Source organism: Oceanibaculum pacificum (genome assembly GCF_001618175.1).
Classification (GTDB): Bacteria; Pseudomonadota; Alphaproteobacteria; order Oceanibaculales; family Oceanibaculaceae; genus Oceanibaculum; species Oceanibaculum pacificum.
Map to the genome: position 1 here is coordinate 1 of NZ_LPXN01000118.1, position 26,498 is coordinate 26,498.

Sequence of the window (26,498 nt, forward strand, 5' to 3'; positions counted from 1 at the left end):
CCCCCACCCCAACCCTCCCCCGTCGAGGGGGAGGGAGTGCACGTTTCGGGAGACCCGCATGATCTTTACCGCCTTCGAGCGCATGGTGGCGTTCCGGTATCTGCGGGCGCGGCGGCAGGAGGGGTTCATCTCCGTCATCGCCGGCTTCTCGCTGCTGGGCATCGCGCTCGGCGTGGCGACGCTGATCATCGTCATGTCGGTGATGAACGGTTTCCGGGCCGAGCTGCTGGGCCGCATTCTGGGCGTGAACGGCCATGTCTCGGTGTTCGCCCAGTCCGGCCCGCTGCGCGATTACGCGGCGACGGCGGACCAGGTGCGGCTGGTCGACGGGGTGGTGATGGTGTTCCCGCAGGTCGAGGGGCAGGTGATGGCGACTGCCAACAACACCGCCGCCGGGGCCATGGTGAAGGGCATCCGCCTGGAGGATCTGAAGCGCCGGGAGATTTTGTCGGGCAACATCCTGGCCGGCTCGCTGGAGGATTTCGCCGGGCCGGACGCGGTGATGATCGGCAGCCGCATGGCGCAGCGCATGAATCTGACCGTCGGCAACCAGCTCACCCTGATCAGCCCGCAATCGAACCCGACCGCCTTCGGCTCGATCCCGCGCATGAAGACCTACAGGATCGCCGCGCTGTTCGAGATCGGCATGTACGAATACGACAATAATTTCATCTATATGCCGCTGGATTCCGCGCAGACCTTCTTCCGCCTGGGCGAGGCGGTGACCGGCCTGGACGTGATGCTGACCGACCCGGACGCGGTGGCCCGGCTGCGCGATCCCATCGCCACGGCCATCGGGCCGGGCAAGCGGGTGTTCGACTGGCAGCAGGCCAATTCCAGCTTCTTCACCGCGATCAAGGTGGAGCGCAACGTGATGTTCCTGATCCTCACGCTGATCATCCTGGTAGCCGCCTTCAACATCATCTCCTCGATGATCATGCTGGTGAAGGATAAGGGGCGCGACATCGCCGTGCTGCGCACCATGGGGGCATCGAAGGGCATGATCATGCGCATCTTCTTCATGACCGGCGCGTCGATCGGCGTGGTCGGCACCGTCGCCGGCTTCCTGCTGGGGCTGCTGTTCTGCCTGAATATCGAGACCATCCGCGGCTGGGTGGAGGCGCTGACCGGCACGCAGGTGTTCAACGCCGAAATCTATTTCCTGTCCAAGCTGCCGGCCAAGGTGGATAGCGGCGAGGTGGTGACGGTGGTGCTGATGGCGCTGCTGCTGACCTTCCTGGCGACCCTCTACCCCGCCTGGCGCGCCGCCCGGCAGGATCCCGTCGAAGCGCTGCGGTACGAGTAGGCACCATGTCCCAGAACAACGCCCTGCTGCTGGATGGCGTGATCCGCCGGTTCGAACAGGCCGGCCGCCAGCTCGAAGTGTTGAGCGGCGTGTCGCTGGCCGTGCGGCCGGGCGAGATGGTGGCGCTGGTCGGCCCGTCCGGGGCCGGCAAATCCACCTTGCTGCAGATCGCAGGATTGCTGGAGCGCCCGACCGAGGGCGAGGTCTATGTCGGCGGTCAGGCCTGCGGCACGATGGACGACGCCGCCCGCACCGAGGTGCGCCGCCACCGCATCGGCTTCGTCTATCAGTTCCATCATCTGCTGCCGGAATTCTCGGCCATCGAGAATGTCATCCTGCCCCAGCTCATCGCCGGCCTGTCGCGCAGGGAGGCGGAGGACAGGGCGCGAGAGCTGTTGTCCATGGTGGGCCTGGGCGCGCGCGAGGATCATCGTCCGGCGCGTTTGTCCGGCGGCGAGCAGCAGCGTGTCGCCATCGTGCGCGCGATGGCCAATGTGCCCAACGTGCTGCTGGCCGATGAGCCGACCGGCAATCTCGACCCGCATACGGCGGAAGACGTGTTCGGCTATCTGCGTCGCATCTGCCACGCCGCCAGCCTGGGGGCGCTGATCGCCACCCATAATCTAGACCTCGCCGCCCGGATGGACCGCATCCTGGAGATGCGCGACGGCATCGTGGTGGAGCGCTAGAGGCTTAATACACTTATTGCGTGCATAATCACAGCGCGGTTGCTACTCTTTTCGCAAGCGAGGAGGGCCGCCCGATGCTGCGCATGCCAACCCGGCCGGGCCGCCCCGGCACCATCCAGCGCCAGATCAACGCCCCCGGCGGGCTGGGCGCGCTGAACGGGCAGTCGCCGGAGTTGACGCGCCTCGTCACCCAGGTCGCGCGCTATAACCGTGTCGAGGGCAGTCTGAGCGTGCAGCAGCGGCTGCAATTGCTGAGCACGCTGCGCGGCCATCTCTACGATTGGATCGTGGCCCATCCGCTGCATATGGACCGCGACGTGATCCTCGACCTGATGAACCAGGTGCGGGCCGAACATGAGCGGCAGACGGTTCAGGCCCATGGTGGAGGCGCGATCTTCGCGCGCAACGACAATCAGGGCGAGGCCCAGCAGCTCTGGGCCATGCTGGTGAACGGGCAGGGCAGCGTCATCATCGAGGAACGAGATTACGGCCGGCTGATCCTGAACGGGCAGAATGTGCAGGTGGCGGGCTTCCGCAATCGCGTGCTGGCCAGCTTCGCGACGCTGCTGGAGACGCCGGAAGGGCGCAAGCTGATCCGCAAGCTGCTGAACCATCCGGTAACGGTGCGCATCGTGCCGCTGACCAACCAGACGCGCCAGGCGATGGCGATGCTGCAGCAGCAGGTCGCCCAGCGCCGCAATACTGGCAACGGCTTCCGCATCGGCCCGCCGCCGCCGGTCGTGCCCCAGCATGCCGGGCTGTCGCCAGGCGTGACCTTCACCGATCCGGTGCCGTTCATGGGCCATGCCGGATTCAACCTTGATGCCTATGTCGGCGCGGTCGTCGGCACCAAGGCGAATATCGACCTGCATAATGGCGGGACCTTGCCACCGCTGAACGGCGGCGTGCCGCTGGGCTCGGCCGCCATCGTCGCCGTCGAGCCGACCCTCGACGATGCCGATGTCTTCGCCGTCAACGCGCAGGGCGGCGGGCCGTTGGCGACGCCGCTTTTCCTGACGCTGGCGCACGAGCTTTTGCACGCCAAGCGGATGACCCGCGGCCGCTCGCGCGTCGGCTATGACCAGCATTACGATAATCTGGAGGAGCGGCGCGCCATCGCCGGCCCGAACACCAGCGAAAATTCGCTCCGACTGGCCTATGGGCTGGGAGCGCGCTTCGGCCATGGCGGCGCGCTGCGCAACCAGATGCCGCCGGCTATCGGCGGGCAACTCGTGCTCTACCAGCCGCCGCCGATGGTGGGCGGCGGGCAACTCGTGCCGTATCAGCCGCCGCAGCAGAATATCGGCGGCGGGCAGCTCGTGCCCTATCAACCGCCCCAGCAGAATATCGGCGGCGGGCAGCTGGTGCTCTATCGTCCGCCGGTGCAGGGGCCGCAGAGCATGGCGCTGGTGCCGTACCGTCCACCGCAACAGCAGAATTTAGCCCTGGTGCCCTACCAGCCGCCGCAATTGCAGCCCGGCCCGCACAATGCGCTGGTGCTGTATCGCGGGCCGCCGAACCGTCCACGGGTTCCCCGGCCGATGCTGGCGCTGACCTGGAAATAGCCATATATCGCTACCCGGTAATCTAACGACCACAAGATGATGTTCTATTCCTGTTCCCGATGACCCGGCGCGCCGGACGTGGAATCCTAGCGCCATGTCCAGCCATGCCGATTTCGTCCATCTGCGCGTCCATTCCGCCTATTCACTGTCGGAAGGGGCGTTGAAGCTGAAGGAGCTTGTCGGGCTCTGCCAGGAACACCGCATGCCGGCGGTGGCGGTGACCGATACGGCGAACCTGTTCGGCGCGCTGGAGTTCGCCGGGGCCGCGACCGGGGCCGGCCTCCAGCCGATCATCGGCTGCCAGATCAATCTGCGCCGCGAGCAGAAGGCCGATCCGCGCCATTTCAACGTCAGCGGCGCGGGCCACGCCAACCCGCCGCCGGACCAGCTTGTGCTGCTGGTGCAGGACAAGGCCGGCTACCTCAATCTGATGAAGCTGGTCAGCAAGGCCTTCCTGGAAACCCCGACCGGCGAGTTGCCGCAGATCTCCTTCGCCGATCTGGCGGCCGCCAACGAGGGGCTGCTGTGCTTCACCGGCGGGCCGGCCGGGCCGGTCGGGCGGTTGCTGCTGGAAAGCCAGCGCGACGCCGCCGTCGATGTGCTGAAGCGGCTGATCGGCCTGTTCCCCGGCCGGCTCTATGTCGAGCTGATGCGCCACGGCATGAATGCCGAGCGTCGCATCGAGGCGGCCTTGCTCGATCTGGCCTATGATTATGAATTGCCGCTGGTCGCGACCAACGATTGCTATTTCGCCAACGAGGCGATGTACGAGGCGCATGATGCGCTGCTCTGCATTGCCGAGGGCACCTATGTGGTGGAGGAGAAGCGCCGCCGGCTGACGCGCGAGCACCGCTTCAAATCGGCTGCCGAGATGCGCGCGCTGTTCGCCGATCTGCCCGAAGCCATCGACAATACGATCCAGATCGCCCGGCGCTGCGCCTATTACCCGGACAAGGTGAAGCCGATCCTGCCGGCCTTCACCACCGGCGAGGGCCGCGACGAGGCGGCGGAGCTGCGCGTCCAGGCGGCCGAGGGGCTGGAGGATCGGCTGCGGCGGCACGTCCTCACCGATGTGACCGACGATGCCGAGCGCGAGGCGCTGGCGAAACCTTATCGCGACCGGCTCGACTTCGAGCTGAACGTTATCAACCAAATGGGCTTTCCCGGCTATTTCCTGATCGTCGCGGACTTTATCCGCTGGGCGAAGAATGAGGGCATACCGGTCGGGCCGGGCCGCGGTTCCGGCGCCGGCTCCGTCGTCGCCTGGGCGCTGACCATCACCGATCTCGACCCGCTGCGCTGGAATTTGCTGTTCGAGCGGTTTCTGAACCCCGAACGCGTCTCGATGCCTGACTTCGACATCGATTTCTGCCAGGAGCGGCGCGACGAGGTTATCCGCTATGTGCAGAAGCGCTACGGCACCGACAAGGTGGCGCAGATCATCACCTTCGGTAAGCTCCAGGCTCGCGCCGTGCTGCGCGATGTGGGGCGCGTGCTGCAACTGCCCTATGGCCAGGTCGACCGCATCTGCAAGCTGGTGCCGAACAACCCCGCCAATCCGGTGACCCTCGCCCAGGCCATCGAGGGCGAGCCGGAATTGCAACGCCAGCGCGACGACGATCCGACCGTCGGCCGAATGATCAATATGGGGCTGAAGCTGGAGGGGCTGTACCGCCACGCCTCCACCCACGCCGCCGGCGTGGTGATCGGCGACCGGCCGCTGGACCAGCTTGTGCCGCTGTACCGAGACCCGCGCTCGGACATGCCGGTCACCCAGTTCAACATGAAATATGTCGAGACCGCCGGGTTGGTGAAGTTCGACTTTCTGGGCCTGAAGACGCTGTCCGTGCTGGCGATGGCGGAACGGCTGATCCGCCAGCGCGGCGTCGAGATCGACCTGACGACGATACCGCTGGAGGACGAGAAGACCTTCAAGATGCTCAGCCGGGGCGACGCGACCGGCGTGTTCCAGCTTGAAAGTTCGGGCATGCGCGACGTGCTGCGCAAGCTGCAGCCCGACCGTTTCGAGGACATCATCGCGGTCGTGGCGCTGTACCGCCCCGGCCCGATGGACAACATCCCCAGCTACATCAACCGCAAGCACGGCACGGAGAAGCCGGATTATCTCTATCCCACCCTGGAGCCGATCCTGACCGAGACCTACGGGATCATGATCTACCAGGAGCAGGTGATGCAGATCGCCCAGGTGCTGTCGGGCTACAGCCTGGGCGGCGCCGATCTGCTGCGCCGCGCGATGGGCAAGAAGATCAAGGAGGAGATGGACGCCCAGCGCAAGCTGTTCGTCGATGGCGCGGTGGGGCGCGGCGTGTCGGCCGGCAAGGCGTCCGACATCTTCGACCAGGTGGCGAAATTCGCCGGCTACGGCTTCAATAAGAGCCACGCGGCGGCCTATGCGCTGGTCGCCTACCAGACGGCGTATCTGAAGGCGAATTACCCGGTCGAGTTCCTGGCCGCGTCGATGACCTTCGATCTCGGCAATACCGACAAGCTGAACGTGTTCCGCCAGGAATTGCAGCGCCTGAAGATCGACCTGCTGCCGCCCGACATCAACAAGTCGGAGGTGGTGTTCTCGGTCGAGCGCGCCTCGCCGGAGGATAAGGGCGCGATCCGCTACGCCCTGGCGGCGGTGAAGAATGTCGGCGCCCAGGCGATGGGGCTGCTGATCGAGGAACGCCGCGCCAAGGGGCCGTTCAAGAACCTGGGCGAGTTCGCCCAGCGCGCCGACCCGCGCAGCCTGAACAAGCGCCAGCTGGAAAATCTGGTGGCTGCAGGCGCGTTCGATGGGATGGAGCGCAACCGCGCCAAGCTCTATGAGGGGCTGGAGACGTTGATGCGCCATGCCAGCGCAGCGGCACAGCAGCGAGTTAGTAACGAGCCTATGTTTCTGGGCGTTGAAGTTACTGCATCTAAAATCCCGCTCCGCGACCGGCAGGACTGGCCGATCATGGAGAAGCTGCAATATGAGTTCGACGCGCTGGGCTTCTATCTGTCGGCCCATCCGCTGGACGCCTATGGCAAGTCGCTGGAGCGCATCGAGGTGGTGGAATCGGCCAATATCCTGCCGCTGCTGTCCGCCAGCGGCGGCTCCAAGCGGGTGAAGCTGGCCGGCATTCTGGTCTCCAAGCAGGAGCGCACCTCGAAATCCGGCAACCGCTTCGCCTTCGTCACGCTGACCGACCGCACCGGCGTGTTCGAGATCACGCTATTCTCGGAAATCCTGGCCCAGACCCGCGAACTGATCGATAGCGGCCAGCCGCTGCTGGTCTCCGCCGACGCCCGCGCCGAGGGCGAGAGCTACCGCCTGCTGGCCAACAGCGTGGAGCCGCTGGACAAGGCCGTCGCCAACGCCGTCACCGGCCTGAAGATATTCCTGCGCGACGATGCCCCGCTGGCGCATCTGAAGACGCTGTTCGACGGCCAGGGGCAGGGCAGGGGCAAGGTTCGCCTGGTCATGGACATCGAGGAGCAGGAAGTAGAGCTGGCCCTGCCCGGCGGCTACCAGATCAACGCCGGCATGCGTTCCGCCATCAAATCGATCCCCGGCATCGTCGAGGTGCGCGATATCTGACCCTATGTCAGGAAGCGGTCGGGCACCCGGAACACGCCCTTGATGCAATCCGGATTGCACACGCAGATCTGCGTGTGCGTCTTGGCGTAAAAGCCGGAATTCTCGTAGAGTGGATCGCCTTCGACGAAGATGCCTCGCACGGTGTCCACCGGCGGCAAGCCTTGTTCCTTCCGGCTGGTATGCATCACCTTCATTACTGCGCAGTCTAGGTAGCGGCGCAGGAGGTCGCGGCTGTTAGAGGGTAGGGGTTCCGCCATTTCCGCATGGAGCGTTTGCAGCATTCCATAGGCGCTTTCGACCATCGCAATGCCGGAGAGTGTCGTGGTGTCGAGGCAAGAACGCAGATCAATGACCGCACCGATGACATAGGGCGCATCGATTTTCGGCCCGCGCTTCAAACGGCTGATGTCCGAAGCGAATGCCAATCCCCGCTTCGGATTGGCTTCCCAGAAATAGATGCCGGGTCCCAGCCAGTCCCAGTCATTATCGCTGGTTCTGAACGGCGCTCCCTTCAGCAGCCGCTCCGCAACCTTCTTGTCGCATCCGTGATAGCCCAGCACGAAATGGGAAGAGAGGTCGTGCATGGCGAGCGCTTATCCACCGTAGTTTTTATGCAGCTTTCCCGATTTGGTGTAGATGCCGAGGCGGATAAGCGTCTCACGCGCCTTTTCAGGGGTGGCGGCATTTTCCGCCAGCCACTCCTTGCTGGCCTTCTTGAACAGCTTCACATCCTCCGGGCTGCCGACCGGGGGCGGGGCTTCCTTGCGCTTTGTCGCCGCCATGATTATCTCCTGTGCTGCCCCTTGTTCCGATGAGAATAACTCATATGGTGCGCTCGCCGCACTTGCCAAATCGGGCCCAGGGGGCTATAGCACCGCCCAATCTCGCACGCGGGTCGCGTGGCCGGGGCCGATAGGCCACGGTCGCTCCGGTGTCTGGTTTCACAGCCAGGCGAACTGCCCGCGGAGGATTAACCGGAAAATGACAGGACACTTTACACTATGACTCTGCCCTCTTTCTCGATGCGCCAGCTCCTTGAGTCCGGCGTCCATTTCGGCCATCACACCCGTCGCTGGAACCCGAAGATGGCCCCCTTCATCTTCGGCGTGCGCAATGGCGTGCACATTATCGACCTGGAGCAGACGGTGCCGATGCTGCACCGCGCCCTGCAGGCGATCCGCGACGTGACCGCCCAGGGCGGGCGCGTGCTGTTCGTCGGCACCAAGCGCCAGGCGGCGGAGAAGATCGCCGATGCGGCCACGCGCTCCGGCCAGTATTACGTGAACCATCGCTGGCTCGGCGGCATGCTGACCAACTGGAAGACCATCTCCCAGTCGATCAAGCGCCTGCGCGACCTGGACGAGCAGCTGGCCGGCGATACGCACGGCCTGACCAAGAAGGAGCTGCTGAACCTGACCCGCGAGCGCGAGAAGCTGGACCGTGCGCTGGGCGGCATCCGCGAGATGGGCGGCCTGCCGGACGTTCTGTTCGTGATCGACACGAACAAGGAAGCCATCGCCATCCAGGAAGCCAACAAGCTGGGCATCCCGGTCATCGCCGTGGTCGACAGCAACTGCAACCCGGACGGCATCGCCTTCCCGATCCCGGGCAACGACGACGCCATGCGCGCCATCGAGATGTATTGCGAGCTGGTCGCCAGCTCCGTGCTGGACGGTTTGCAGGCCGAGATGGTCGCCTCGGGCGCTGATATCGGCGCCGCCGAGGATGTCCCGGCCGAAACCGTTCCGGCGGAGCCGGCCAGCGAAGAGACGGTGCAGGCCTCGGCCTAAACCGTCTTGCTTTAGAGTTTACGGGTCGGCGGCCTTGTGCCGCCGCTCGTTTTGGAAGAGAGCCGCTACGCCGGCCGGCGCCGACGCCGGCTGGCCGGAAACGACAGGAAGGAAGAGATCATGGCCGAGATTACCGCCGCCCTCGTCAAGGAGCTTCGTGAGAAGACCGGCGCCGGCATGATGGATTGCAAGAAGGCGCTGAACGAGACCCAGGGCGACATCGAAGCCGCCGTCGACTGGCTGCGCAAGAAGGGCCTCGCCGCGGCTGCCAAGAAGGCCGGCCGCGTCGCCGCCGAAGGCCTGGTCGGCGTTGCCGCCCAGGGCCCGAAGGCCGCCATCGTGGAAGTGAATTCGGAGACCGATTTCGTCGCCCGCAACGAGACCTTCCAGGGCTTCGTCGCCAAGGTGGCCGAGTTGGCGCTGGCCGCCGGCGACATCGACGCGCTGAAGGCCGCCGCCTATCCGGGCACCGGCCGCACCGTGGACGAGGAACTGGGTCACCAGATCGCGACCATCGGCGAGAATATGAACCTGCGCCGCATCGCGCAGCTCTCGGTCTCGCAGGGCGTCGTCGCCAGCTACATGCACAATCAGGTCGCGCCGGGCCTCGGCAAGATCGGCGTGCTGGTCGGCCTGGAGTCGAGCGGCGACGCGGAGAAGCTGCAGACGCTCGGCAAGCAGCTCGCCATGCATGTCGCCGCCGCCAACCCGGCTTCGCTGGGCACCGACGATCTCGACCCGGCCCTGCTGGAGCGCGAGCGCAACGTGCTGGTCGACCAGGCCAAGGCCAGCGGTCGCCCGGCCGAGATCATCGAGAAGATGGTCGAGGGCCGCATCCGTAAATATTACGAGGAAGTCTGCTTCCTGGAGCAGGTCTTCGTGATGGACGGCAAGACCAAGGTCTCCAAGGTGGTCGAGGATGCCGCCAAGGAAATCGGCGCCCCGGTGAAGGTGACCGGCTTCCTGCGCTTCGCGCTGGGCGAGGGCATCGAGAAGGAGCAGGGCGACTTCGCCGCCGAGGTCGCCGCGGCCGCCAAGGCCAGCTGATCCTTCGCCGCGCCGGCCAAGACAGGGCCGGTTGCGGAACGGCTTGTACCTCCGGCAGGTCCTCCGATAATTTCGGGCGGCCTGCCGGGCTCGCATTCAGGCTTCAGAAGGAATCCGCCATGCCGACCGAGTTAACCTCGTCCGACACAGCCGGCGACAAACCGCACTATCGCCGCGTCCTGCTGAAGATTTCCGGCGAGGCCCTGATGGGCGACCGGGAATACGGCCTCGATCCCGATATGGTGGCACGCACCGCCAGCGAGATTCGCGCCGTCTGCGAAATGGGCGTCGAGGTTTGCCTGGTGATCGGCGGCGGCAACATCTTCCGCGGCATCTCCGGCGCCACCGCCGGCATGGAGCGGGCGACGGCCGACTATATGGGCATGCTCGCCACGGTGATTAACTGCCTGGCGATGCAGAACGCGCTGGAGCGCTGCGGCATCACCACGCGCGTGCAATCCGCCCTGCACATCCATGCGGTCTGCGAGCCTTATATCCGCCGCCGGGCGATCCGCCATATGGAGAAGGGCCGCGTGGTGATCTTCGCCGCCGGCACCGGCAACCCGTTCTTCACCACCGATACCGCGGCCGCCCTGCGCGCCACCGAAATGGGCTGCGACGCACTGTTGAAGGCGACCCAGGTGGACGGGGTCTACGATTCCGATCCCAAGCGCAACAAGGATGCGGTGCGCTTCGACACGCTGACCTACCTCGATGTGCTGTCGAAGGATTTGAAGGTGATGGATGCCTCCGCGATCTCGCTGTCGCGCGAGAACGGCATTCCCATCCTGGTGTTTTCGATTCACAATCACGGCGCTTTCCGCGACGTGCTGTGCGGCCGTGGCCTTTTTACGAAAATCACCGAATAGTCTTAATTTCAGGATTTGCTAGGCTTCGCAGTAGGGGAGGAAAAAACGTGGCACAGCCCGATTTGAAGGATATCCAGCGCCGGATGAAGGGGGCGGTCGATGTGCTGCGTACCGAATTCGCCGGCCTGCGCACCGGTCGCGCCTCCACCAGCCTGGTCGATCCGATCACAGTGGAGGCCTATGGCTCGGCCATGCCGCTGAACCAGGTGGCCAGCATCAGCGTGCCGGAGCCGCGCATGATCACCGTCCAGGTCTGGGACAATGGCATGGTGAAGGCGGTGGAGAAGGCGATCCGCGAGGCCGGCCTCGGCCTCAACCCGCAGACCGAGGGCACGGTGATCCGCCTGCCGATCCCCGATCTGTCGGAGGAGCGCCGCCAGGAGCTGACCAAGGTGGCCGCCAAATACGCCGAGCAGGCCCGCGTCTCCGTGCGCAATGTGCGCCGCGACGGCATGGATCTGCTGAAGCGCCTGGAGAAGGACAGCGAGATCAGCCAGGACGAGCATCGCCGCTTCGAGAAGGACATCCAGAAGATGACCGACGACACCATCGGCGAGATCGATGGGGCGCTGGCGACCAAAGACAAAGAAATCATGCAGGTCTGAGCCGTCGATCCCGTCATGGCCGTAGTCGAAAAGACCCAGGCGCCGCAGCCGCCCGCCCATGTCGCCATCATAATGGATGGCAACGGGCGCTGGGCGATGGCGCGCGGCCTGCCCCGCGCCGCCGGTCACCGGCAGGGCGCGGAAGCGGTGCGCCGCGCCGTGCGCAGCGCGGCCGAGCTGGGCGTCGGGTATCTGACGCTGTTCGGCTTCTCCAGCGAGAATTGGCGTCGCCCGCTCAGCGAGGTCGACGATCTGATGGGGCTGCTGCGCTTCTATCTGCGCCGCGAGATCGCCGAGCTGCATGCCAACAATGTCCGGCTGCGCGTCATCGGCGACCGCGGCAAGCTGCCGGCCGACATCGTGGCGCTGATCGAGAATGCCGAGGCGCTGACCGCCGGCAATGGCGGCCTGTCGCTGATCATCGCGCTGAGCTATGGCAGCCGGCAGGAAATCGCCGAGGCGATGCGGCGCATCGCGCAGAAGGTGGCGGCGGGCGATCTGGCCCCGGCGCAAATCGATGAGGAACTGGTCGGCGCGCACCTGCAGACGGCCGATATTCCCGACCCCGACCTGATCGTGCGCACCAGCGGCGAGAAGCGCATCAGCAACTTCCTGCTGTGGCAGGCGGCCTATGCGGAGTTCGTGTTCCTCGACACGCTGTGGCCGGATTTCGCCCATGAGCATTTCGAGGAAGCGATCCGGGAATTCCACCGCCGAGAGCGCCGCTATGGTGCGGCCGTTGGCTGACCCCTTGGCCCTCACCCCCAAATCCTCCTACGCCGAACTGCCGCTGCGGATCGTCTCCGCCATCCTGATCGCACCGCCGGCCGTCGCGGCGATCTGGCTGGGCACCCCTTATATCGAGATGGTCGTGCTGGCCGCCGTGTTCATGATGGCGGTGGAATGGGCGCGGCTGGTCGGCCATGACCGCAATCCCTGGCTGATCGGCGCGATGACCGCCGGCGCGCCGCAGCCGGTGATCGGCTATTTCTTCGGCGGATTCGATATCGCCGCCATCCTGACCGCGATCCTGTTCCTGGCCATGCTGGTCATGGCGAAGATCGCCAAGCTGCCACGCGGGCTGTGGCTCGCCGCCGGCATCCCGGTGATCGTGCTGCCGGCGATCTCGCTGCTGTTCATCCGCAACGATCCGATGGGCGTGCAGACGGCGCTGTGGCTGGTCGCGGTGATCGCGGCCACCGATATCGGCGCTTATTTCTCCGGCCGCACCATCGGCGGGCCGAAGCTGGCCCCGCGCATCAGCCCGAAGAAGACCTGGGCCGGCCTGATCGGCGGCATGCTCTCGGCTGCGCTGGTCGGCACCGCCACGATTCTGCTGATCGGCGAGGGCGATATTCCGCTGATCGCCGTGGTCTCGGCCATCATGGCGGTGGTGGCGCAGATGGGCGATCTGTCGGAATCGGCGGTAAAGCGGCATTTCGGCGTGAAGGATTCCGGCGCCATCATTCCCGGCCATGGCGGGCTGTTCGACCGGCTGGACGGTTTCATCACCAGCCTGCCGACCATCGCGCTGGCGACCGCGCTGAGCGGCGCGAGTGTGCTGCAATGGCATTAGGGCGGCTGCAGGGGCTGGCGGTGCAGACGCCTGGCCTGGCGGCGCCCGCCCCGGCGCCGCGCCGGGTCACCATCCTGGGGTCCACCGGCTCGGTCGGCTGCTCTACGGTCGACCTGCTGCTGCGCGACCGGGACAGCTTCACCGTCGAGGCCTTGACCGCCGGGGCCAATATCGACCTGCTGGTGCAGCAGGCGCTGGCCCTACGCCCGCGCTTCGTGGCGATTGCCGATCCGCGCTGCCATATGGCGCTGAAGCAGCGCCTGGCCGGCACCGGCATCGAGTGCGCGGCCGGGCCGGAGGCGCTGGTCGAGGCGGCCGAGCGGCCGGCCGATTGGGTGATGGCGGCCATCGTCGGCGCGGCCGGGCTGGCGCCCACCCTGGCGGCGATCCGCCGTGGCGCGATCGTGGCGCTGGCCAACAAGGAGTGCCTGGTGTGCGCCGGCGACCTAGTGCTGGCGGAGATCGCGCGATCCGGCGCCACGCTGCTGCCGGTCGATTCCGAGCATAGCGCGATCTTCCAGGTGTTTGACTTCACCCAGCCGGAAACGGTGGAGCGGGTGACGCTGACCGCCTCCGGCGGCCCGTTCCGCGAGGCCAGCCACGCCCATATGGCCGAGGCCACGCCGGAGCAGGCGGTGGCGCATCCGAACTGGGACATGGGGGCGAAAATCTCCGTCGATTCCGCCAGCATGATGAATAAGGGGCTGGAACTGATCGAGGCGCATTACCTGTTCGACCTGCCGGAAGAGCGGATCGACGTGCTGGTGCATCCGCAATCGGTGATCCATTCCATGGTCAGCTATGTCGACGGCTCGGTGCTGGCGCAGCTCGGCACGCCGGACATGCGCACGCCGATCGCCTACGCGTTGGGCTGGCCGCGCCGGATAGCGGCGCCGTCGCCGCGTCTGGACCTGGCCGCGCTGTCCCAATTGACCTTCGAAGCGCCGGATCTACAGCGCTTCCCGGCCTTGAGATTGGCGCGGGCCGCCTTGCAAACGGGCAGGGGCGCTCCTACTATTCTCAATGCTGCGAACGAGGTCGCGGTGGAAAGCTTCCTCGCGCGCCGCATCGGTTTTCTCGATATCGCCCGGCTGGTCGAGCAGACGCTCGAAACGCTCCAGGGTGGGCAGGTCGGCGATCTGTCCGACGTTCTGGAATTGGATCGCGAGGCACGGGCGCAAGCGCGCCAGCACCTTATCGCTGGATTTTAACGGTAGGCTTTATGGACATTTTCTCCGGCTTCCTGAACTACGTCGTGCCCTTCGTCCTGGTGCTGTCGATCCTGGTCTTCGTGCATGAGCTGGGACACTACCTGGTGGCGCGCTGGAACGGGGTGAAGGTGGAAACCTTCTCCATCGGCTTCGGGCCGGAAATCTTCGGCTGGACGGCCAAGAGCGGCACGCGCTGGAAGGTAAGCGCGGTGCCGCTGGGCGGTTTCGTGAAGATGTATGGCGACGCCGACCCGGCCAGCACCCCGGGTGCCGAGCTGGAGCAGATGACGGCGGAGCAGAAAGCCGTCTCCTTTCATCACAAGCGGCTGGGCCAGCGCGCGGCCATCGTGGCCGCCGGGCCGGGCGTGAATTTCCTGTTCGCCATCCTGCTGTTGAGCGGGCTGTACGCCATTGTCGGCCAGCCCTTCACCCCGGCCGTGGTCGACGAGGTGGTGGCGGGCAGTGCGGCGGCGCAGGCCGACCTGCGCGGCGGCGACCGCGTGGTTTCGGTCGACGGCAAGGAAATCAGCCGCTTCGAGGAATTGCAGCGCGTCGTGCAGGACCGGCCGGGTCAGCCGCTCGCCGTGGTGGTGGAGCGTGGCGGCCAGCAGCTCGACATGACGCTGACCCCGCAGCCGCATGTGCTGACCGACCGCTTCGGCAATGAGCGCACGGTGGGTCGCCTGGGCGTGCAGAGCAACCAGTTGCAGACCGTCCGTCACGACCCCTTCACGGCGGTCTGGCAGGCGACGAAGGAGACCGTGTTCCTGACCGGCGTGACGCTGAAGGCGGTCGGGCAGATCATCGTCGGCACCCGCTCCACGGACGAGCTGGGCGGGCCGCTGCGCATCGGCCAGATGTCCGGCGAAGTGGCCCAGGGCGGCATCGTCCCGCTCATCTGGTTTATGGCGATCCTTTCCATAAACCTCGGTCTTATCAATCTTTTCCCGATCCCCGTTCTTGACGGTGGGCACCTTTTATTCTACGCCGCTGAGGCGGTTCGTGGTAAGCCTCTGGGGCAGCGGGTGCAGGAATACGCCTCCATGGCGGGGCTTGCGCTGGTCGTCGCCTTGATGGTTTTCGCCACGTGGAACGATCTGGTGCAGCTTCGGGTGGTCGAATTCCTGGGCTCGCTGATCGGCTAGAAAATATACGAAACGGGGATCGGGGTTCTATCCAGTGTCGCGAGGCCTGCTCAGCACCGCGCTAACCTGCTGGCTGATTGCCGCTGGGTTGGCCATTTTCTCTACGATCCCGTCTGCGGTACACGCGCAGGGCCTGACACCGAGTCAGGTTCCGGGCGGCGGGGTGATCGCCAATGTACGGGTCGAGGGCAGCCAGCGCATCGATCCGGGCACTGTTCTGTCCTATCTGAACGTGCGGGCCGGCGATGCGTTCGATCCGCTGGCGCTGGACCGCTCGCTGAAAACCTTGTTCGCCACCGGCCTGTTCGCCGATGTGGCGATCCGGCGCGAAGGCAACACGCTGGTCGTGCGCGTGGTGGAAAACCCGATCATCAACCGCATCGCTTTCGAGGGTAACAAGCGCACCGACGACGAAACGCTGCAGCGCGAGGTGCAGCTTCGCCCGCGTGTCGTCTATACCCGCACCAAGGTGCAGAACGACGTGCAGCGCATCCTCGACGTCTACCGGCGCAGCGGCCGCTTCGCCGCGACGGTGGAGCCGAAGGTGATCCAGCTCGACCAGAACCGGGTCGACCTCGCCTTCGAGATCAACGAGGGCGAGCGCACGGAAATCCGCCGCATCTCCTTCGTCGGCAATAAGCGTTTCAGCGACCGGTCCCTGCGCGAGGAAATCTCGACCAAGGAATCCGCCTGGTACCGCTTCCTCAGCAGCGACGACACCTACGATCCCGACCGCCTGACCTTCGACCGCGAATTGCTGCGCCGCTATTATCTGCGCAACGGCTATGCCGATTTCCGCGTGCTGTCGGCGGTGGCGGAGCTGGCGCCGGACAAGCAGGCCTTCTACATCACCTTCACGGTGGATGAGGGCGAGCGCTATAAATTCGGCAAGGTCGATATCCAGGCCACGCTGAAAGGCCTGGACCCGGCGGTGCTCGAAGCCGACCTCAATGAAATTCAGGAAGGCGATTGGTACGACGCCAGCCTGATCGACCGGATCATCGAGGCGATGACCGAGCGGCTGGGCAATCTGGGCTATGCCTTCGTCGACATCCAGCCGCAGCTGAACCGCGACCGCGAGGGGCGCACGGTCGATTTGACCCTGGTGGTGCGCGAAGGGCCGCGCGTCTATGTCGAGGAAATCAACATCAAGGGCAATCTGCGCACGCTGGACAAGGTTATCCGGCGCGAGATGCGGCTGGTGGAAGGCGACGCCTACAACACCTCGCGCATCCGCCGATCGCAGCAGCGCATCCGCGACCTCAATTTCTTCAACGATGTGCGCCTGACCACCACGGAAGGCACCAGCCCGGACAAGACCAAGATCGACGTAACCGTCGACGAGCGCTCCACCGGCGAGCTGTCCTTCGGCTTCGGCGTGTCGACCCGCGACGCGCTGATCGGCGACATCCGCATTCGCGAGCGCAACCTGCTGGGGCGCGGCCAGGATCTCAGCCTGGGCTTCACCCTGTCGGCGCGGCGCCAGGAATTCGATGTGCGCTTCACCGAGCCGTACTTCCTGGACAAGAACATCGCCGCCGGCTTCGACCTGTTCCGCCTGACCACGGACTATCAGGACGAAAGCTCCTACGATCTGCGCCGCGACGGCTTCTCGCTGCGCGCCGGCTATCAGATCACCGAGCATTTCCGCCACACCGTGCGCTATACGCTGAGCACGACGGAAATCCGCAATGTCGACGACAACGCCTCCTTCTTCATCCGCGACCAGGAAGGCAAGTCGACCAGCTCCGTGGTCGGCAACGAGTTCACCTACGACCGGCGCGACAGCCGCATCGATCCGCGCGACGGCTACATGCTCAGCTATCGCAACGACGTGGCCGGCCTGGGCGGCGACACCGCCTATGTCCGCAACTCGGTCTCCGGCTCTTATTATTATCCGCTGAGCGATGTCTGGACCTTCTCGACCCGCGGCGAGGTGGGCAACATCACCAGCTATGGCGGCAAGGATATCGAGATCGCCGACCGCTACTTCCTGGGCGGCGCCAATCTGCGCGGCTTCGAATATGGCGGCGTCGGCCCGCGCGACGTGCGGACCAGCGATTCGCTGGGGGCGGAGAATTACTATTCCGGCACCGTCGAAGTGCTGTTCCCGCTCGGCTTTCCGAAGGAAATGGGCGTGCGCGGCGGCCTGTTCACCGATTTCGGCTCGGCCTGGGATGTCTCGGCCAGCGGCCCTGGCATCTCGGACGTGAATTCGATCCGCGCCTCGGTCGGCTTCAGCTTCCTCTGGGAATCGCCGATGGGGCCGCTGCGCCTCGATTTCGCCCAGGCCGTCGTGAAGGAAGATTTCGACGAAACGGAATTCTTCCGGTTTAGCTTCGGAACCCGGTTCTGACCATGCGTCTCGTGAAGGCCCGCCGCAACGCGGTTACGGTATTGGCTTTGTTCGCGGCCTTGGCGGTGACCTTCCCCACGGCCTCGCCGGCCGGGGCGCAGGAACTGCCGATGTCGCGCATCGCCTTCATCGATGTGCAGGGGGTGCTGCGCGCCTCTGAAGCCGCGCGCACCATCCGCGACCAGATCGAAGTGCAGCGCTCGACCTACCAGGAGGAAATCTCCCGGCAGGAGCGTGAATTGCGGGCCGCCGAGCAGGAGCTGGCGCAACAGCGCGGCGTGCTGGACCCGGAAGCCTTCCAGCAGCGCCGCCAGCAATTCGAGCAGCGCGTGGTCGAGGTGCAGCGCGGCGTTCAGGGTAAGAAGCGCCAGCTCGACGAGGCCTATGGCCAGGCGATGGAGCAGGTGCGCATCGCCCTTGTGGAGATCGTCGCCGACATCGCCAAGGAGCGGAAGGCCACGGCCATCCTGTCTAAATCCGCCATCGTGCTGGCCGAGAAGGGCATCGATATTTCGGAGGAGGCGCTGAAGCGCCTGAATCAGCGTTTGACATCGGTGACGGTCAAACTGCCGCCGATCCAATAGAGAAGGCGTTATGGCCGATCCGCGTTTCTTTCTGACCACTCCGCCCAAGACCCTGGCCGAGCTTGCCGGGATCGCCGAGGCCAAGCTGGCCGACGGCACCAACCCGGACCAGCTGATCGCCGATGTGGCCACGCTGGAGACGGCCGGGCCGGAGCATATCGCCTTCATCGCCAACCGCCGCTATGTGCGCGCCTTCACCGAGAGCAAGGCCGGCGCCTTCCTGGTGGAGCCGACCCTGGTCGAGCGCGCACCCGCCGGCATGGCGGTGCTGGTCTGCGACAAGCCGCGCCGCGCCTTCGCCCGCATCGCCGCCGCCTTCCATCCGGAGGAGACGCCGGAGGCGACGATCCACCCCACCGCCCTCATCGATCCCAGCGCCAGGATCGGCCGCGATGTCGGCATCGAGGCGCATGTGGTGATCGCCGCCAACGTATCGATCGGCGATGGTTGCCGGATCGGCGCGAATACGGTCATCGAGCGCGGCGTGGAGCTGGGGGCCGGCTGTGTCATCGGCAACAATGCGACCTTGAGCTACTGCCTGATCGGCGCGCGGGTGCAGATCGCTTCCGGCGCTGTCATCGGGAATACCGGCTTCGGCTACGACCTCGATGCGTCGGGCCGCACCAAGGTGCCGCATCTCGGCCGGGTGATCATCGAGGATGATGTGGAGATTGGCGCTAACACGACCATCGACCGGGGCAGTGGCCCGGACACGGTTATCGGGCGCGGCACCGTCATTGATAATCTGGTCATGATCGCGCATAACGTGCGCATAGGACGGGGATGCATTCTGGTCGCCCAGGCTGGCGTCGCCGGCAGCTCCATCCTTGGCGATTATGTGACGCTGGCGGGGCAGGTCGGGGTGGCGAACCATTCGACCATCGGCGACCGGGCGGTCATCGCGGGCAAGAGCGGCGTGCTGTCGCATGTTCCGGCGGGCGCCGTATATGCGGGCTATCCGGCTATGCCGATTCGGGAGTGGCGCCGGCTGGTGGGTCAGCAGCGCCTCGCCTATAAGGGCAAGGGAAGCAAGGACGAATAAGGGATGAACGACGTGACGACCGCGGCCGCGCAGGGCCAGGCACAGGACAAGATCGACCTGATCGATGTCGAGCGGATCATGGAGATGATTCCGCACCGCTATCCGCTGCTGCTGGTGGATCGCATCATCGACGTGGTGCCGGGCGTTTCGGCCATCGGCATCAAGAACGTCACCATCGGCGAGCCCTGCTTTACCGGCCATTTCCCGCGCCGTCCGGTGATGCCGGGGGTGATGATCATCGAATCCATGGCGCAGACAGCGGCCGTGCTGGTGGTCGCCACGCTGGGCCCGTCGGCCGAGAGCAAGCTGGTCTATTTCATGTCGGTGGAAAAGGCGCGGTTCCGCAAGCCGGTCACGCCGGGCGACACGATGTACATCCATGTGACCAAGGAGCAGCACCGCAAATCGGTGTGGAAATTCTCCGCCGAGGCGAAGGTCAACGGCAAGGTGGTCGCCGAAGCGACCTATACCGCCATGATCATGGACGATTGATGGATTCCACCGCCGCGCCGGCCATTCACCCGACCGCCATCGTCGATCCCGCTGCCAGGGTCGGCGCGGATGTGCGCATCGGCCCCTACAGCATCGTCGGCCCGGATGTCGATCTGGGCGAGGGCGTGGTGCTGCACGCCCATGTCGTGGTCGGCGGGCGCACCAGCATCGGCGCGCGCACGCAGATATTCCCCTTCGCCTCCATTGGCCTGCCGCCGCAGGATTTGAAATTCAAGGGCGAGGAATCGCGCCTCGTGATCGGCGCGGACAATGTGATCCGCGAGCATGTGACGATGAATCCGGGCACCGAGGGCGGCGGCCTGCTGACCCAGGTGGGCGATAATTGCCTGTTCATGGTCGGCAGCCATGTCGCGCATGATTGCCGCATCGGCAACCGCGTGATCCTGGCCAACAACGCCACCCTCGCCGGCCATGTGGTGGTGGAGGATTTCGCCATCCTGGGCGGGTTGTCCGCAGTGCATCAATTCTGCCGCATCGGCCGCCACGCGATGATCGGCGGCATGTCGGCGGTGGATCAGGACGTGATTCCCTACGGGCTGGTGATGGGCGAGCGCGCGCATCTCAACGGCCTTAACCTGATTGGGTTGAAGCGCCGCGGCTATGACCGCGCCGCCATGCGCGCGCTGCGCGCCGCCTTCGATGCGCTGTTCGAGGATCAGGGCACCCTGGCCGAGCGTCTGGCTGAGATCGCCGCCGCCCATGGCGACGTGCCGGTGGTGCGCGAACTGGTCGATTTCGTGCGCAACGATGCCTCGCGCGGCCTGTGCCACCCCCGACCCGAGGAGCGTTCCCAGGATCGCCGCGCCGGGCGTGATTCCGCTGGCGATGCCGGCGATGAAGGATGACGGGCCGGAGGCCATCGGCATTATCGCCGGCGGCGGCGAGGTTCCGCGCCGGCTGATCGAGACGCTGACCCGCCAGGGTCGCCGCTTCTTCGTCATCGCGCTGGAAGGCCATGCCGATCCGGCCCTGGTCGCCAGCACCCCCCATGTGACCTTGAGGATGGGCGCCGTGGGCGCCGCGCTGGAGGCGCTGCGCGGGGCCGGCGTGCGCGATCTGGTGCTGGCCGGTTCGGTCCGCCGCCCGTCGCTGCCGGAATTGCGGCCTGACTGGACCGCCACCAAGCTGATCGCCAAGATGGGCCCCAAGATGTTCGCCGGCGGCGACGATGCGCTGCTGCGCGCCGTGGTGAAGGTGCTGGAGGGGGAGGGGTTTCGCGTGGTCCGCGCCGATTCCGTGCTGCAGGGGCTGCTCGCCACGCCGGGCGTGCTGGGCCGCCATGCGCCCGACTCGGCGGCGCAGGCCGATATTGACCGCGCCATCGCCATTCTGCGCGCCCTGGGGCCGCTGGATGTTGGCCAGGGCGCGGTGGTGCAGCAGGGCATCTGCCTGGGCGTCGAGGCGGTGGAGGGCACGGACGCGCTGCTGGCGCGCGTCGGCCCGCTGCGCCGCGACGGCCTGGGCGGCGTGCTGGTGAAGCTGCGCAAGCCGGGCCAGGACGAGCGCGTCGATTTGCCAACCATTGGCGTCTCCACCATCGAGAAGGCGGCCGCATCCGGCCTGCGCGGCATCGCCATCGATGCCGGCGGGGCCTGGCTGGTCGACCGTCCGGCGGTGATCGAGGCGGCCGACCGGCTGGGGCTGTTCGTTATCGGGCTGGAGAAGACGGCGTGAGCGCCGCGGGGCCGCTGATCTATGTCATCGCCGGCGAGCCCTCGGGCGATGCGCTGGGCGCGAAGATTATGGCCGGGCTGCGCGCCGCCACCGGCGGTTCCGTGCGCTTCGCCGGCATTGGCGGGCAGGAGATGGCGGAGCAGGGGCTGGAAAGCCGCTTTCCGATGGATGAGTTGGCCATCATGGGGCTGCTGGAGATCGTGCCGCACATCCCGCGCCTGCTGCGCCGGATCGACGAGACGGTGCGCGAGATCGAGCGGCTGAAACCCGCCGTGCTGCTGACCATCGACGCGCCGGGCTTCTGCTTCCGGGTGGCGAAGAAGCTGCGCGGCAAGGGCGTGCCGCTGGTGCATCTGGTGGCTCCCACGGTCTGGGCCTGGAAGCCGAAGCGGGCGGAGAAGATCGCGCGCTTCCTCGACCATCTGCTGGTGATCCTGCCGTTCGAGCCGCCTTATTTCACCAGGCATGGGCTGGCGACCACCTATATCGGCCATCCCAGCGTGGAGAATCCGCGCGGCGACCGCGCCGCCTTCCGCGCGCGTCACGGCATTCCGGCGGAGGCAACGCTGCTGGCCGTGCTGCCCGGCAGCCGGGGCGGGGAGGCGAGCCGCCTGCTGCCCGTCTTCGGCGAGACAGTGGGACGGCTGGCGGCGCGCCATCCCGACCTGCATGTCGCGGTGCCGGCCGTCGCCGGGGTACATGCCATGATCCTGGAGGCGGTCTCCCGCTGGCCGGTGAAGGCGGTGGTGACGCAAGGGGCGGCGGAGAAGGCCGACCTGTTCGCCGCGTCCGATCTGGCGCTGGCGGCCGCCGGAACGGCGGTGCTGGAGCTGGTGCTGGCCGGCCTGCCGACGGTCGCCGCCTATAAGGTCAACGCGCTGACCTACCAGATGGTGCGGCGCATGGTGAAGCTGCCGCACGCCACCCTGCCCAACATCCTGCTGGGGCGCGAGATGGTGCCGGAATTGCTGCAGGATGCCTGCACGGCCGATGCGCTGGAAGCGGCGCTGGAGCCGCTGCTGGCCGGCGGCAGGCAATTGGCGGACCAGCAGGCGGCGGCGGCGCAGCTCTACGACAGGCTGGGCGGGAATGGCGTGCCGCCCAGTCGCGTAGCGGCCGACAAGGTGCTCGAAATCGCCGCGCAATGCGCTACAGTCAGGGTCTGAAACGTCAATCGCGAAGGAAATTTCCCATGTCCACCACGGCTATGGAAGAACGTCCGGCGGTCGATACGAGCAAGTTCCGCATGCTCCACACGATGATCCGCGTGTTCGACCTGGACAAATCCATCGACTTCTATACCCGCCATCTCGGCATGAAGCTGCTGCGCCGCACCGATTACGAGAGCGGCCGCTTCACCCTGGCCTTCGTCGGCTATGGCGACGAAAGCGCCAATACGGTGATCGAGCTGACCCATAATTGGGACCAGGCGGAGCCCTATACCATCGGGTCCGGCTACGGCCACATGGCCATCGGCGTGCCCGATATCTACGCCACCTGCGCCGGCATGGAGGCCGAGGGCGTGAAAATCCCGCGTCCGCCCGGACCGATGAAGCATGGCGGCAGCGTCATCGCCTTCATCGAGGATCCCGACGGCTACAAGGTCGAATTGATCGAGAAGAAATAGCCGGCAAAGGCCTAAAAAACCCTCTCCCGATTGGGAGAGGGTTTTTTATTCGTCGCGCCCGGATTTGGTCTGGGGCACCCTAATTCAGGCTCATCACGGCGCCGACCAGCGCGGCAAGGGCGCCAATGAGAAGCACGCGCGGCATGAAGCCGTCGCGCCGGGGGGCGCGATTGTCGTTTGCGGCGGGCGTCGGCCGCATCAGCCGCCGGCCGGTGACGATGCTGGACCGGGCGGCAGGACCGGCGGCCCCGTGGGCGGCCCTGTAGGACCGCCCTTTCTGCCTGTCAAGAAGCACGCTGGGTGCCTCCCCTGTAATGCCGCCCTGGCCGGATCAGCGCTTGTTCAGCGGAACGAACTTGCGCGCCTGGTGACCGGTATAGAGCTGGCGTGGGCGTCCGATCTTCTGGACCGGATCTTCGATCATTTCCTTCCACTGTGCCACCCAGCCGGTCGTCCGCGCAACGGCAAACAGCACGGTGAACATGCTGGTCGGGAAGCCCATCGCCTTCAGGATGATGCCGGAATAGAAATCGACGTTGGGATAGAGCTTCTTCTCGATGAAATACTCATCCTCCAGCGCGATCTTCTCCAGCTCCATGGCGATGTCGAGCAGCGGGTCGTCCTTGATGCCCAATTCGCTCAGCACTTCGCGGCAGGTGGCCTGCATGACCTTGGCGCGCGGATCGTAATTCTTGTAGACCCGGTGGCCGAAGCCCATCAGACGGAACGGATCGTTCTTGTCCTTGGCGCGCTTCACGAATTCCGGGATGTGCTTCTTGTCGCCGATTTCGGCCAGCATCTTCAGCACCGCCTCATTGGCGCCGCCATGCGACGGGCCCCACAGCGAGGCGATGCCCGCGGCGATGCAGGCGAACGGGTTGGCGCCCGAGGAGCCGGCGAGACGGACCGTCGAGGTCGAGGCGTTCTGCTCGTGATCGGCATGCAGGATGAAGATCTTGTCCATCGCCTCGGACAGGACCGGATTGTCCACATAATCCTCGGCCGGCACGCCGAAGGTCATCTGCAGGAAGTTCTGCGCGTAGGACAGCTTGTTCTTCGGATACATGAAGGGCTGGCCGACGGAGTATTTATAGGCCATGGCCGCAATCGTCGGCATCTTGGCGATCAGCCGGTAGGAGGCGATCATCCGCTGGCGCGGATCCTCGATATCCGTGGAATCGTGATAGAAGGCCGACATCGCGCCGACCACGCCGCACATGATCGCCATCGGGTGCGCATCGCGGCGGAAGCCCCGGAAGAAATGGGCCATCTGCTCATGCACCATCGTGTGATACGTGATGTCGTGCTCGAACTTGGCCTTCTCGTCCTGGCTCGGCAACTCCCCATTCATCAGCAGATAGGCGACTTCCAGGAAATCGCACTTCTCGGCGAGGTCCTCGATCGCATAGCCGCGATGCAGCAACACGCCCTCATCGCCATCGATATAGGTGATCTTGGATTCGCAGGAAGCCGTGGAGGTGAAACCCGGATCGTAGGTGAAGCAGCCGGTTTCCGCATAGAGCTTGCGGATATCGATCACCTTCGGGCCGACGGACCCCTCCATGACGGGAAATTCGCTGGTCTTGTCGGTCGTGGGATCGACAAGCCGCATCGGCTTCGGCGTATTCGCGGTCATTATGGGACTCCCCTCTTACGGACCCCGGACGGGGTTATCTGGCCGAACGGCCTTTGTGTTGCATCGCAATATATATGGTGCTCGATGGGTTTGGCGAGCCAATAGCGCTTCTGCAAGCGCTTACGACAGGGCACCGGAAGCGGCGGCAATCCGGCGTAGCGCCGCTTCCTTGCCCAGCAGCGCCAGCACTTCGAATATGCCGGGCGACATGGTGGAACCAGTCAGCGCCGCGCGCAAGGGCTGTGCGATGGCGCCCAGCTTCAAACCCTCGGTTTCGGCGAAATTCCGCACCTGCTCCTCCAGCGCCGCCTCTTCCCATGTCCCGGCATCGCTCAGCACGGCCGACAGGCGCGCCAGCACGCCCTTGGCCTCGTCGGTCAGCAGGCCGGCCGCCTTGTCGGTCATCGGCAGCGGCAGCGGGCGGACATAGAAAGCGGCGCTGTCCGCCAGCTCCACCAGCGTCTTGGCGCGCTGCTTCAGCCCGTTCATGCCGGCGGTCAACAACGCTTTGCCGGCCTCGTCGACCGGCTGGCCGATCAGCTCAGCCAGGCGCGGCAGGATCAGTCCGGCGAGCCGCGCATCGTCCGCCTCGCGCAGGTAATGGCCATTCAGATTCTCCAGCTTCGCCATGTCGAAGCGCGAGGGCGAGCGGCCGACGCCGCTAAGCTCGAACCATTCCACGGCCTTCTCGGTCGGGATGATCTCCTCGTCGCCATGGCCCCAGCCCAGGCGCAGCAGGTAGTTGCGCATGGCCTCGGGCAGGAATCCCATGTCGCGATAGGCCTCGATGCCCAGCGCGCCGTGTCGCTTCGACAGCTTCGCCCCATCCGGCCCGTGGATCAGCGGGATATGCGCGAAGCTCGGCACCTCCCAGCCCATGCCCTGATAGAGCTGGGTCTGGCGGAAGGCGTTGTTCAGATGGTCGTCGCCGCGGATCACATGGGTGATGCCCATATCGTGATCGTCGACCACGACCGAGAGCATATAGGTCGGCGTGCCGTCGGCGCGCAGCAGGATGAAATCGTCGAGCTGCTCGTTGGCGACCGTCACCTCGCCCTGCACCTGATCCTGGATCACCGTCTGGCCGCTCTGCGGCGCGCGCAGGCGGACCACCGGCTTCACGCCCGCCGGGGCTTCGCTGGCCGGGCGGTCGCGCCAGCGGCCGTCATAGCGCACCGGGCGGCCCTCGGCGCGGGCCTTCTCGCGCATTTCCTCCAGCTCCTCGGGGGAGCAGTAGCAGTAATAGGCGTTGCCGCGCGCCATCAGCTCATGCGCGACCTCGGCATGGCGGCCGGCGCGGGCGAACTGCATCACCGCCTCGCCGTCCCAGTCCAGGCCCAGCCACTTCATGCCCTCGAAGATCGCCCCCACCGCCGCCTCGGTCGAGCGGGCGCGGTCGGTATCCTCGATGCGCAGCAGGAATTTGCCGCCGGTATGGCGGGCATAGAGCCAGTTAAACAGCGCCGTGCGGGCCCCGCCTATATGCAGGTAGCCGGTCGGCGACGGGGCGAAACGGGTGACGACATCCATGGATCGGATCGCTTATTGCGGACGGTACGGTTTGAGAGTGCGTGCTGTTTAGCACAGCTCCCCCGAAAAAGCCCAGAGCCAGGGGCGGAAGAGGAGACCCGCACCGTCCGCGCCGGTCTCCCCTCACCCAGTCTCGTCTAAGCT

General features: G+C 65.7%; 25 protein-coding genes. 20 read left to right on the plus strand and 5 right to left on the minus strand.

The genetic code is table 11. From position 1 onward, the window contains the following. Positions 1–58: 58 nt before the first annotated feature. The 4 genes from AUP43_RS11970 to dnaE all read left to right on the plus strand — a co-directional run bounded on the left by AUP43_RS11970 (position 59) and on the right by dnaE (position 7,149). Positions 59–1,306: a lipoprotein-releasing ABC transporter permease subunit gene (locus AUP43_RS11970; protein WP_067557188.1), complete on the plus strand. Its 1,248-nt coding sequence runs from the start codon at positions 59–61 to the stop codon at positions 1,304–1,306. A gap of 5 nt (positions 1,307–1,311) precedes the next feature. After that, positions 1,312–1,995, plus strand: coding sequence for an ABC transporter ATP-binding protein (locus AUP43_RS11975; RefSeq protein ID WP_067557191.1), 684 nt, complete (start codon positions 1,312–1,314; stop codon positions 1,993–1,995). Between the two features lie 74 nt (positions 1,996–2,069). Continuing rightward, positions 2,070–3,560, plus strand: coding sequence for a type III secretion system effector protein (locus AUP43_RS11980; protein ID WP_067557193.1), 1,491 nt, complete (start codon positions 2,070–2,072; stop codon positions 3,558–3,560). A 94-nt stretch (positions 3,561–3,654) separates the two neighbouring features. After that, the gene (gene dnaE / locus AUP43_RS11985) at positions 3,655–7,149 is read left to right on the plus strand and encodes a DNA polymerase III subunit alpha (protein WP_067557196.1); all 3,495 of its coding nucleotides are present in this window, start codon (positions 3,655–3,657) and stop codon (positions 7,147–7,149) included. A 2-nt stretch (positions 7,150–7,151) separates the two neighbouring features. Here the strand turns inward: dnaE and AUP43_RS11990 are convergent, their stop codons facing one another. Further along, positions 7,152–7,733 (minus strand): hypothetical protein, encoded by a 582-nt coding sequence (locus AUP43_RS11990; protein WP_067557199.1) that lies wholly within the window; start codon positions 7,731–7,733, stop codon positions 7,152–7,154. A gap of 9 nt (positions 7,734–7,742) precedes the next feature. After that, positions 7,743–7,931: a hypothetical protein gene (locus AUP43_RS11995; RefSeq protein WP_067557202.1), complete on the minus strand. Its 189-nt coding sequence runs from the start codon at positions 7,929–7,931 to the stop codon at positions 7,743–7,745. A 219-nt stretch (positions 7,932–8,150) separates the two neighbouring features. On the opposite strand from AUP43_RS11995, the gene rpsB reads away from it, so the two are divergent. The 16 genes from rpsB to gloA all read left to right on the plus strand — a co-directional run bounded on the left by rpsB (position 8,151) and on the right by gloA (position 23,188). After that, positions 8,151–8,939 (plus strand): 30S ribosomal protein S2, encoded by a 789-nt coding sequence (gene rpsB / locus AUP43_RS12000; RefSeq protein WP_067557204.1) that lies wholly within the window; start codon positions 8,151–8,153, stop codon positions 8,937–8,939. Positions 8,940–9,059: 120 nt separating this feature from the next. Further along, positions 9,060–9,986, plus strand: a complete 927-nt coding sequence (gene tsf, locus AUP43_RS12005) for a translation elongation factor Ts (protein ID WP_067557206.1) — start codon at positions 9,060–9,062, stop codon at positions 9,984–9,986. A gap of 119 nt (positions 9,987–10,105) precedes the next feature. Then, positions 10,106–10,855: a UMP kinase gene (gene pyrH / locus AUP43_RS12010; protein ID WP_067557209.1), complete on the plus strand. Its 750-nt coding sequence runs from the start codon at positions 10,106–10,108 to the stop codon at positions 10,853–10,855. A 47-nt stretch (positions 10,856–10,902) separates the two neighbouring features. Further along, entirely contained in the window at positions 10,903–11,460 is a 558-nt protein-coding gene (gene frr, locus AUP43_RS12015; protein ID WP_084462765.1) for a ribosome recycling factor, read from the plus strand. 15 nt (positions 11,461–11,475) lie between these two features. Next, complete coding sequence (locus AUP43_RS12020) at positions 11,476–12,207, plus strand: isoprenyl transferase (RefSeq protein ID WP_067557213.1); 732 nt, start codon at positions 11,476–11,478, stop codon at positions 12,205–12,207. Then, positions 12,200–13,036 (plus strand): phosphatidate cytidylyltransferase, encoded by an 837-nt coding sequence (locus AUP43_RS12025; protein WP_198154895.1) that lies wholly within the window; start codon positions 12,200–12,202, stop codon positions 13,034–13,036. Before AUP43_RS12020 ends, AUP43_RS12025 begins: the two co-directional genes overlap by 8 nt. Then, on the plus strand, positions 13,027–14,247 hold the full coding sequence (locus tag AUP43_RS12030; RefSeq protein WP_084462767.1) for a 1-deoxy-D-xylulose-5-phosphate reductoisomerase: 1,221 nt from the start codon (positions 13,027–13,029) through the stop codon (positions 14,245–14,247). Before AUP43_RS12025 ends, AUP43_RS12030 begins: the two co-directional genes overlap by 10 nt. 11 nt (positions 14,248–14,258) lie before the next feature. Continuing rightward, positions 14,259–15,392, plus strand: coding sequence for an RIP metalloprotease RseP (gene rseP / locus AUP43_RS12035; protein WP_067557217.1), 1,134 nt, complete (start codon positions 14,259–14,261; stop codon positions 15,390–15,392). 163 nt (positions 15,393–15,555) lie between these two features. Beyond that, positions 15,556–17,748 carry an outer membrane protein assembly factor BamA gene (gene bamA / locus AUP43_RS12040; RefSeq protein ID WP_232315131.1) on the plus strand — a complete coding sequence of 731 codons (2,193 nt, stop codon included), beginning with the start codon at positions 15,556–15,558 and terminating at the stop codon, positions 17,746–17,748. Positions 17,749–17,750: 2 nt separating this feature from the next. Then, positions 17,751–18,332, plus strand: coding sequence for an OmpH family outer membrane protein (locus AUP43_RS12045; RefSeq protein ID WP_084462768.1), 582 nt, complete (start codon positions 17,751–17,753; stop codon positions 18,330–18,332). A 10-nt stretch (positions 18,333–18,342) separates the two neighbouring features. Continuing rightward, entirely contained in the window at positions 18,343–19,374 is a 1,032-nt protein-coding gene (gene lpxD / locus AUP43_RS12050; protein WP_067557219.1) for a UDP-3-O-(3-hydroxymyristoyl)glucosamine N-acyltransferase, read from the plus strand. A 3-nt stretch (positions 19,375–19,377) separates the two neighbouring features. Next, complete coding sequence (fabZ, locus tag AUP43_RS12055; protein WP_067557221.1) at positions 19,378–19,866, plus strand: 3-hydroxyacyl-ACP dehydratase FabZ; 489 nt, start codon at positions 19,378–19,380, stop codon at positions 19,864–19,866. After that, positions 19,866–20,732: an acyl-ACP--UDP-N-acetylglucosamine O-acyltransferase gene (gene lpxA / locus AUP43_RS12060; RefSeq protein ID WP_067557222.1), complete on the plus strand. Its 867-nt coding sequence runs from the start codon at positions 19,866–19,868 to the stop codon at positions 20,730–20,732. The genes fabZ and lpxA overlap by 1 nt, the downstream gene beginning before the upstream one ends. Continuing rightward, positions 20,698–21,561 carry an LpxI family protein gene (locus AUP43_RS12065; RefSeq protein WP_407668469.1) on the plus strand — a complete coding sequence of 288 codons (864 nt, stop codon included), beginning with the start codon at positions 20,698–20,700 and terminating at the stop codon, positions 21,559–21,561. The genes lpxA and AUP43_RS12065 overlap by 35 nt, the downstream gene beginning before the upstream one ends. Next, positions 21,558–22,727 (plus strand): lipid-A-disaccharide synthase, encoded by a 1,170-nt coding sequence (gene lpxB, locus AUP43_RS12070; RefSeq protein ID WP_067557226.1) that lies wholly within the window; start codon positions 21,558–21,560, stop codon positions 22,725–22,727. Before AUP43_RS12065 ends, lpxB begins: the two co-directional genes overlap by 4 nt. Before the next feature lie 26 nt (positions 22,728–22,753). After that, complete coding sequence (gene gloA / locus AUP43_RS12075) at positions 22,754–23,188, plus strand: lactoylglutathione lyase (RefSeq protein ID WP_084462769.1); 435 nt, start codon at positions 22,754–22,756, stop codon at positions 23,186–23,188. A gap of 79 nt (positions 23,189–23,267) precedes the next feature. Here gloA and AUP43_RS19040 read toward each other — a convergent pair whose 3' ends face one another. The 3 genes from AUP43_RS19040 to gltX form a co-directional block, all read right to left on the minus strand. Beyond that, positions 23,268–23,483 carry a hypothetical protein gene (locus AUP43_RS19040; protein WP_157089338.1) on the minus strand — a complete coding sequence of 72 codons (216 nt, stop codon included), beginning with the start codon at positions 23,481–23,483 and terminating at the stop codon, positions 23,268–23,270. Between the two features lie 36 nt (positions 23,484–23,519). Continuing rightward, positions 23,520–24,824 (minus strand): citrate synthase, encoded by a 1,305-nt coding sequence (gltA, locus tag AUP43_RS12080; protein ID WP_067557228.1) that lies wholly within the window; start codon positions 24,822–24,824, stop codon positions 23,520–23,522. A gap of 120 nt (positions 24,825–24,944) precedes the next feature. Beyond that, positions 24,945–26,354, minus strand: coding sequence for a glutamate--tRNA ligase (gene gltX, locus AUP43_RS12085; protein WP_067557235.1), 1,410 nt, complete (start codon positions 26,352–26,354; stop codon positions 24,945–24,947). Positions 26,355–26,498 lie beyond the last annotated feature (144 nt).

What these genes read in the sequence shown, in the direction of transcription:
- AUP43_RS12030 (WP_084462767.1), top strand. Translation starts at nt 13,027, where the DNA reads ATGGCATTAGGGCGGCTGCAGGGGCTGGCGGTGCAGACGCCTGGCCTG.
- AUP43_RS11995 (WP_067557202.1), bottom strand. Translation starts at nt 7,931, where the DNA reads ATGGCGGCGACAAAGCGCAAGGAAGCCCCGCCCCCGGTCGGCAGCCCG.
- pyrH (WP_067557209.1), top strand. Translation starts at nt 10,106, where the DNA reads ATGCCGACCGAGTTAACCTCGTCCGACACAGCCGGCGACAAACCGCAC.
- AUP43_RS11975 (WP_067557191.1), top strand. Translation starts at nt 1,312, where the DNA reads ATGTCCCAGAACAACGCCCTGCTGCTGGATGGCGTGATCCGCCGGTTC.
- lpxD (WP_067557219.1), top strand. Translation starts at nt 18,343, where the DNA reads ATGGCCGATCCGCGTTTCTTTCTGACCACTCCGCCCAAGACCCTGGCC.
- fabZ (WP_067557221.1), top strand. Translation starts at nt 19,378, where the DNA reads ATGAACGACGTGACGACCGCGGCCGCGCAGGGCCAGGCACAGGACAAG.
- AUP43_RS12020 (WP_067557213.1), top strand. Translation starts at nt 11,476, where the DNA reads ATGGCCGTAGTCGAAAAGACCCAGGCGCCGCAGCCGCCCGCCCATGTC.
- lpxA (WP_067557222.1), top strand. Translation starts at nt 19,866, where the DNA reads ATGGATTCCACCGCCGCGCCGGCCATTCACCCGACCGCCATCGTCGAT.
- gltA (WP_067557228.1), bottom strand. Translation starts at nt 24,824, where the DNA reads ATGACCGCGAATACGCCGAAGCCGATGCGGCTTGTCGATCCCACGACC.
- rseP (WP_067557217.1), top strand. Translation starts at nt 14,259, where the DNA reads ATGGACATTTTCTCCGGCTTCCTGAACTACGTCGTGCCCTTCGTCCTG.
- tsf (WP_067557206.1), top strand. Translation starts at nt 9,060, where the DNA reads ATGGCCGAGATTACCGCCGCCCTCGTCAAGGAGCTTCGTGAGAAGACC.
- gloA (WP_084462769.1), top strand. Translation starts at nt 22,754, where the DNA reads ATGTCCACCACGGCTATGGAAGAACGTCCGGCGGTCGATACGAGCAAG.
- rpsB (WP_067557204.1), top strand. Translation starts at nt 8,151, where the DNA reads ATGACTCTGCCCTCTTTCTCGATGCGCCAGCTCCTTGAGTCCGGCGTC.
- AUP43_RS11970 (WP_067557188.1), top strand. Translation starts at nt 59, where the DNA reads ATGATCTTTACCGCCTTCGAGCGCATGGTGGCGTTCCGGTATCTGCGG.
- AUP43_RS11980 (WP_067557193.1), top strand. Translation starts at nt 2,070, where the DNA reads ATGCTGCGCATGCCAACCCGGCCGGGCCGCCCCGGCACCATCCAGCGC.
- gltX (WP_067557235.1), bottom strand. Translation starts at nt 26,354, where the DNA reads ATGGATGTCGTCACCCGTTTCGCCCCGTCGCCGACCGGCTACCTGCAT.
- AUP43_RS12045 (WP_084462768.1), top strand. Translation starts at nt 17,751, where the DNA reads ATGCGTCTCGTGAAGGCCCGCCGCAACGCGGTTACGGTATTGGCTTTG.
- dnaE (WP_067557196.1), top strand. Translation starts at nt 3,655, where the DNA reads ATGTCCAGCCATGCCGATTTCGTCCATCTGCGCGTCCATTCCGCCTAT.
- AUP43_RS11990 (WP_067557199.1), bottom strand. Translation starts at nt 7,733, where the DNA reads ATGCACGACCTCTCTTCCCATTTCGTGCTGGGCTATCACGGATGCGAC.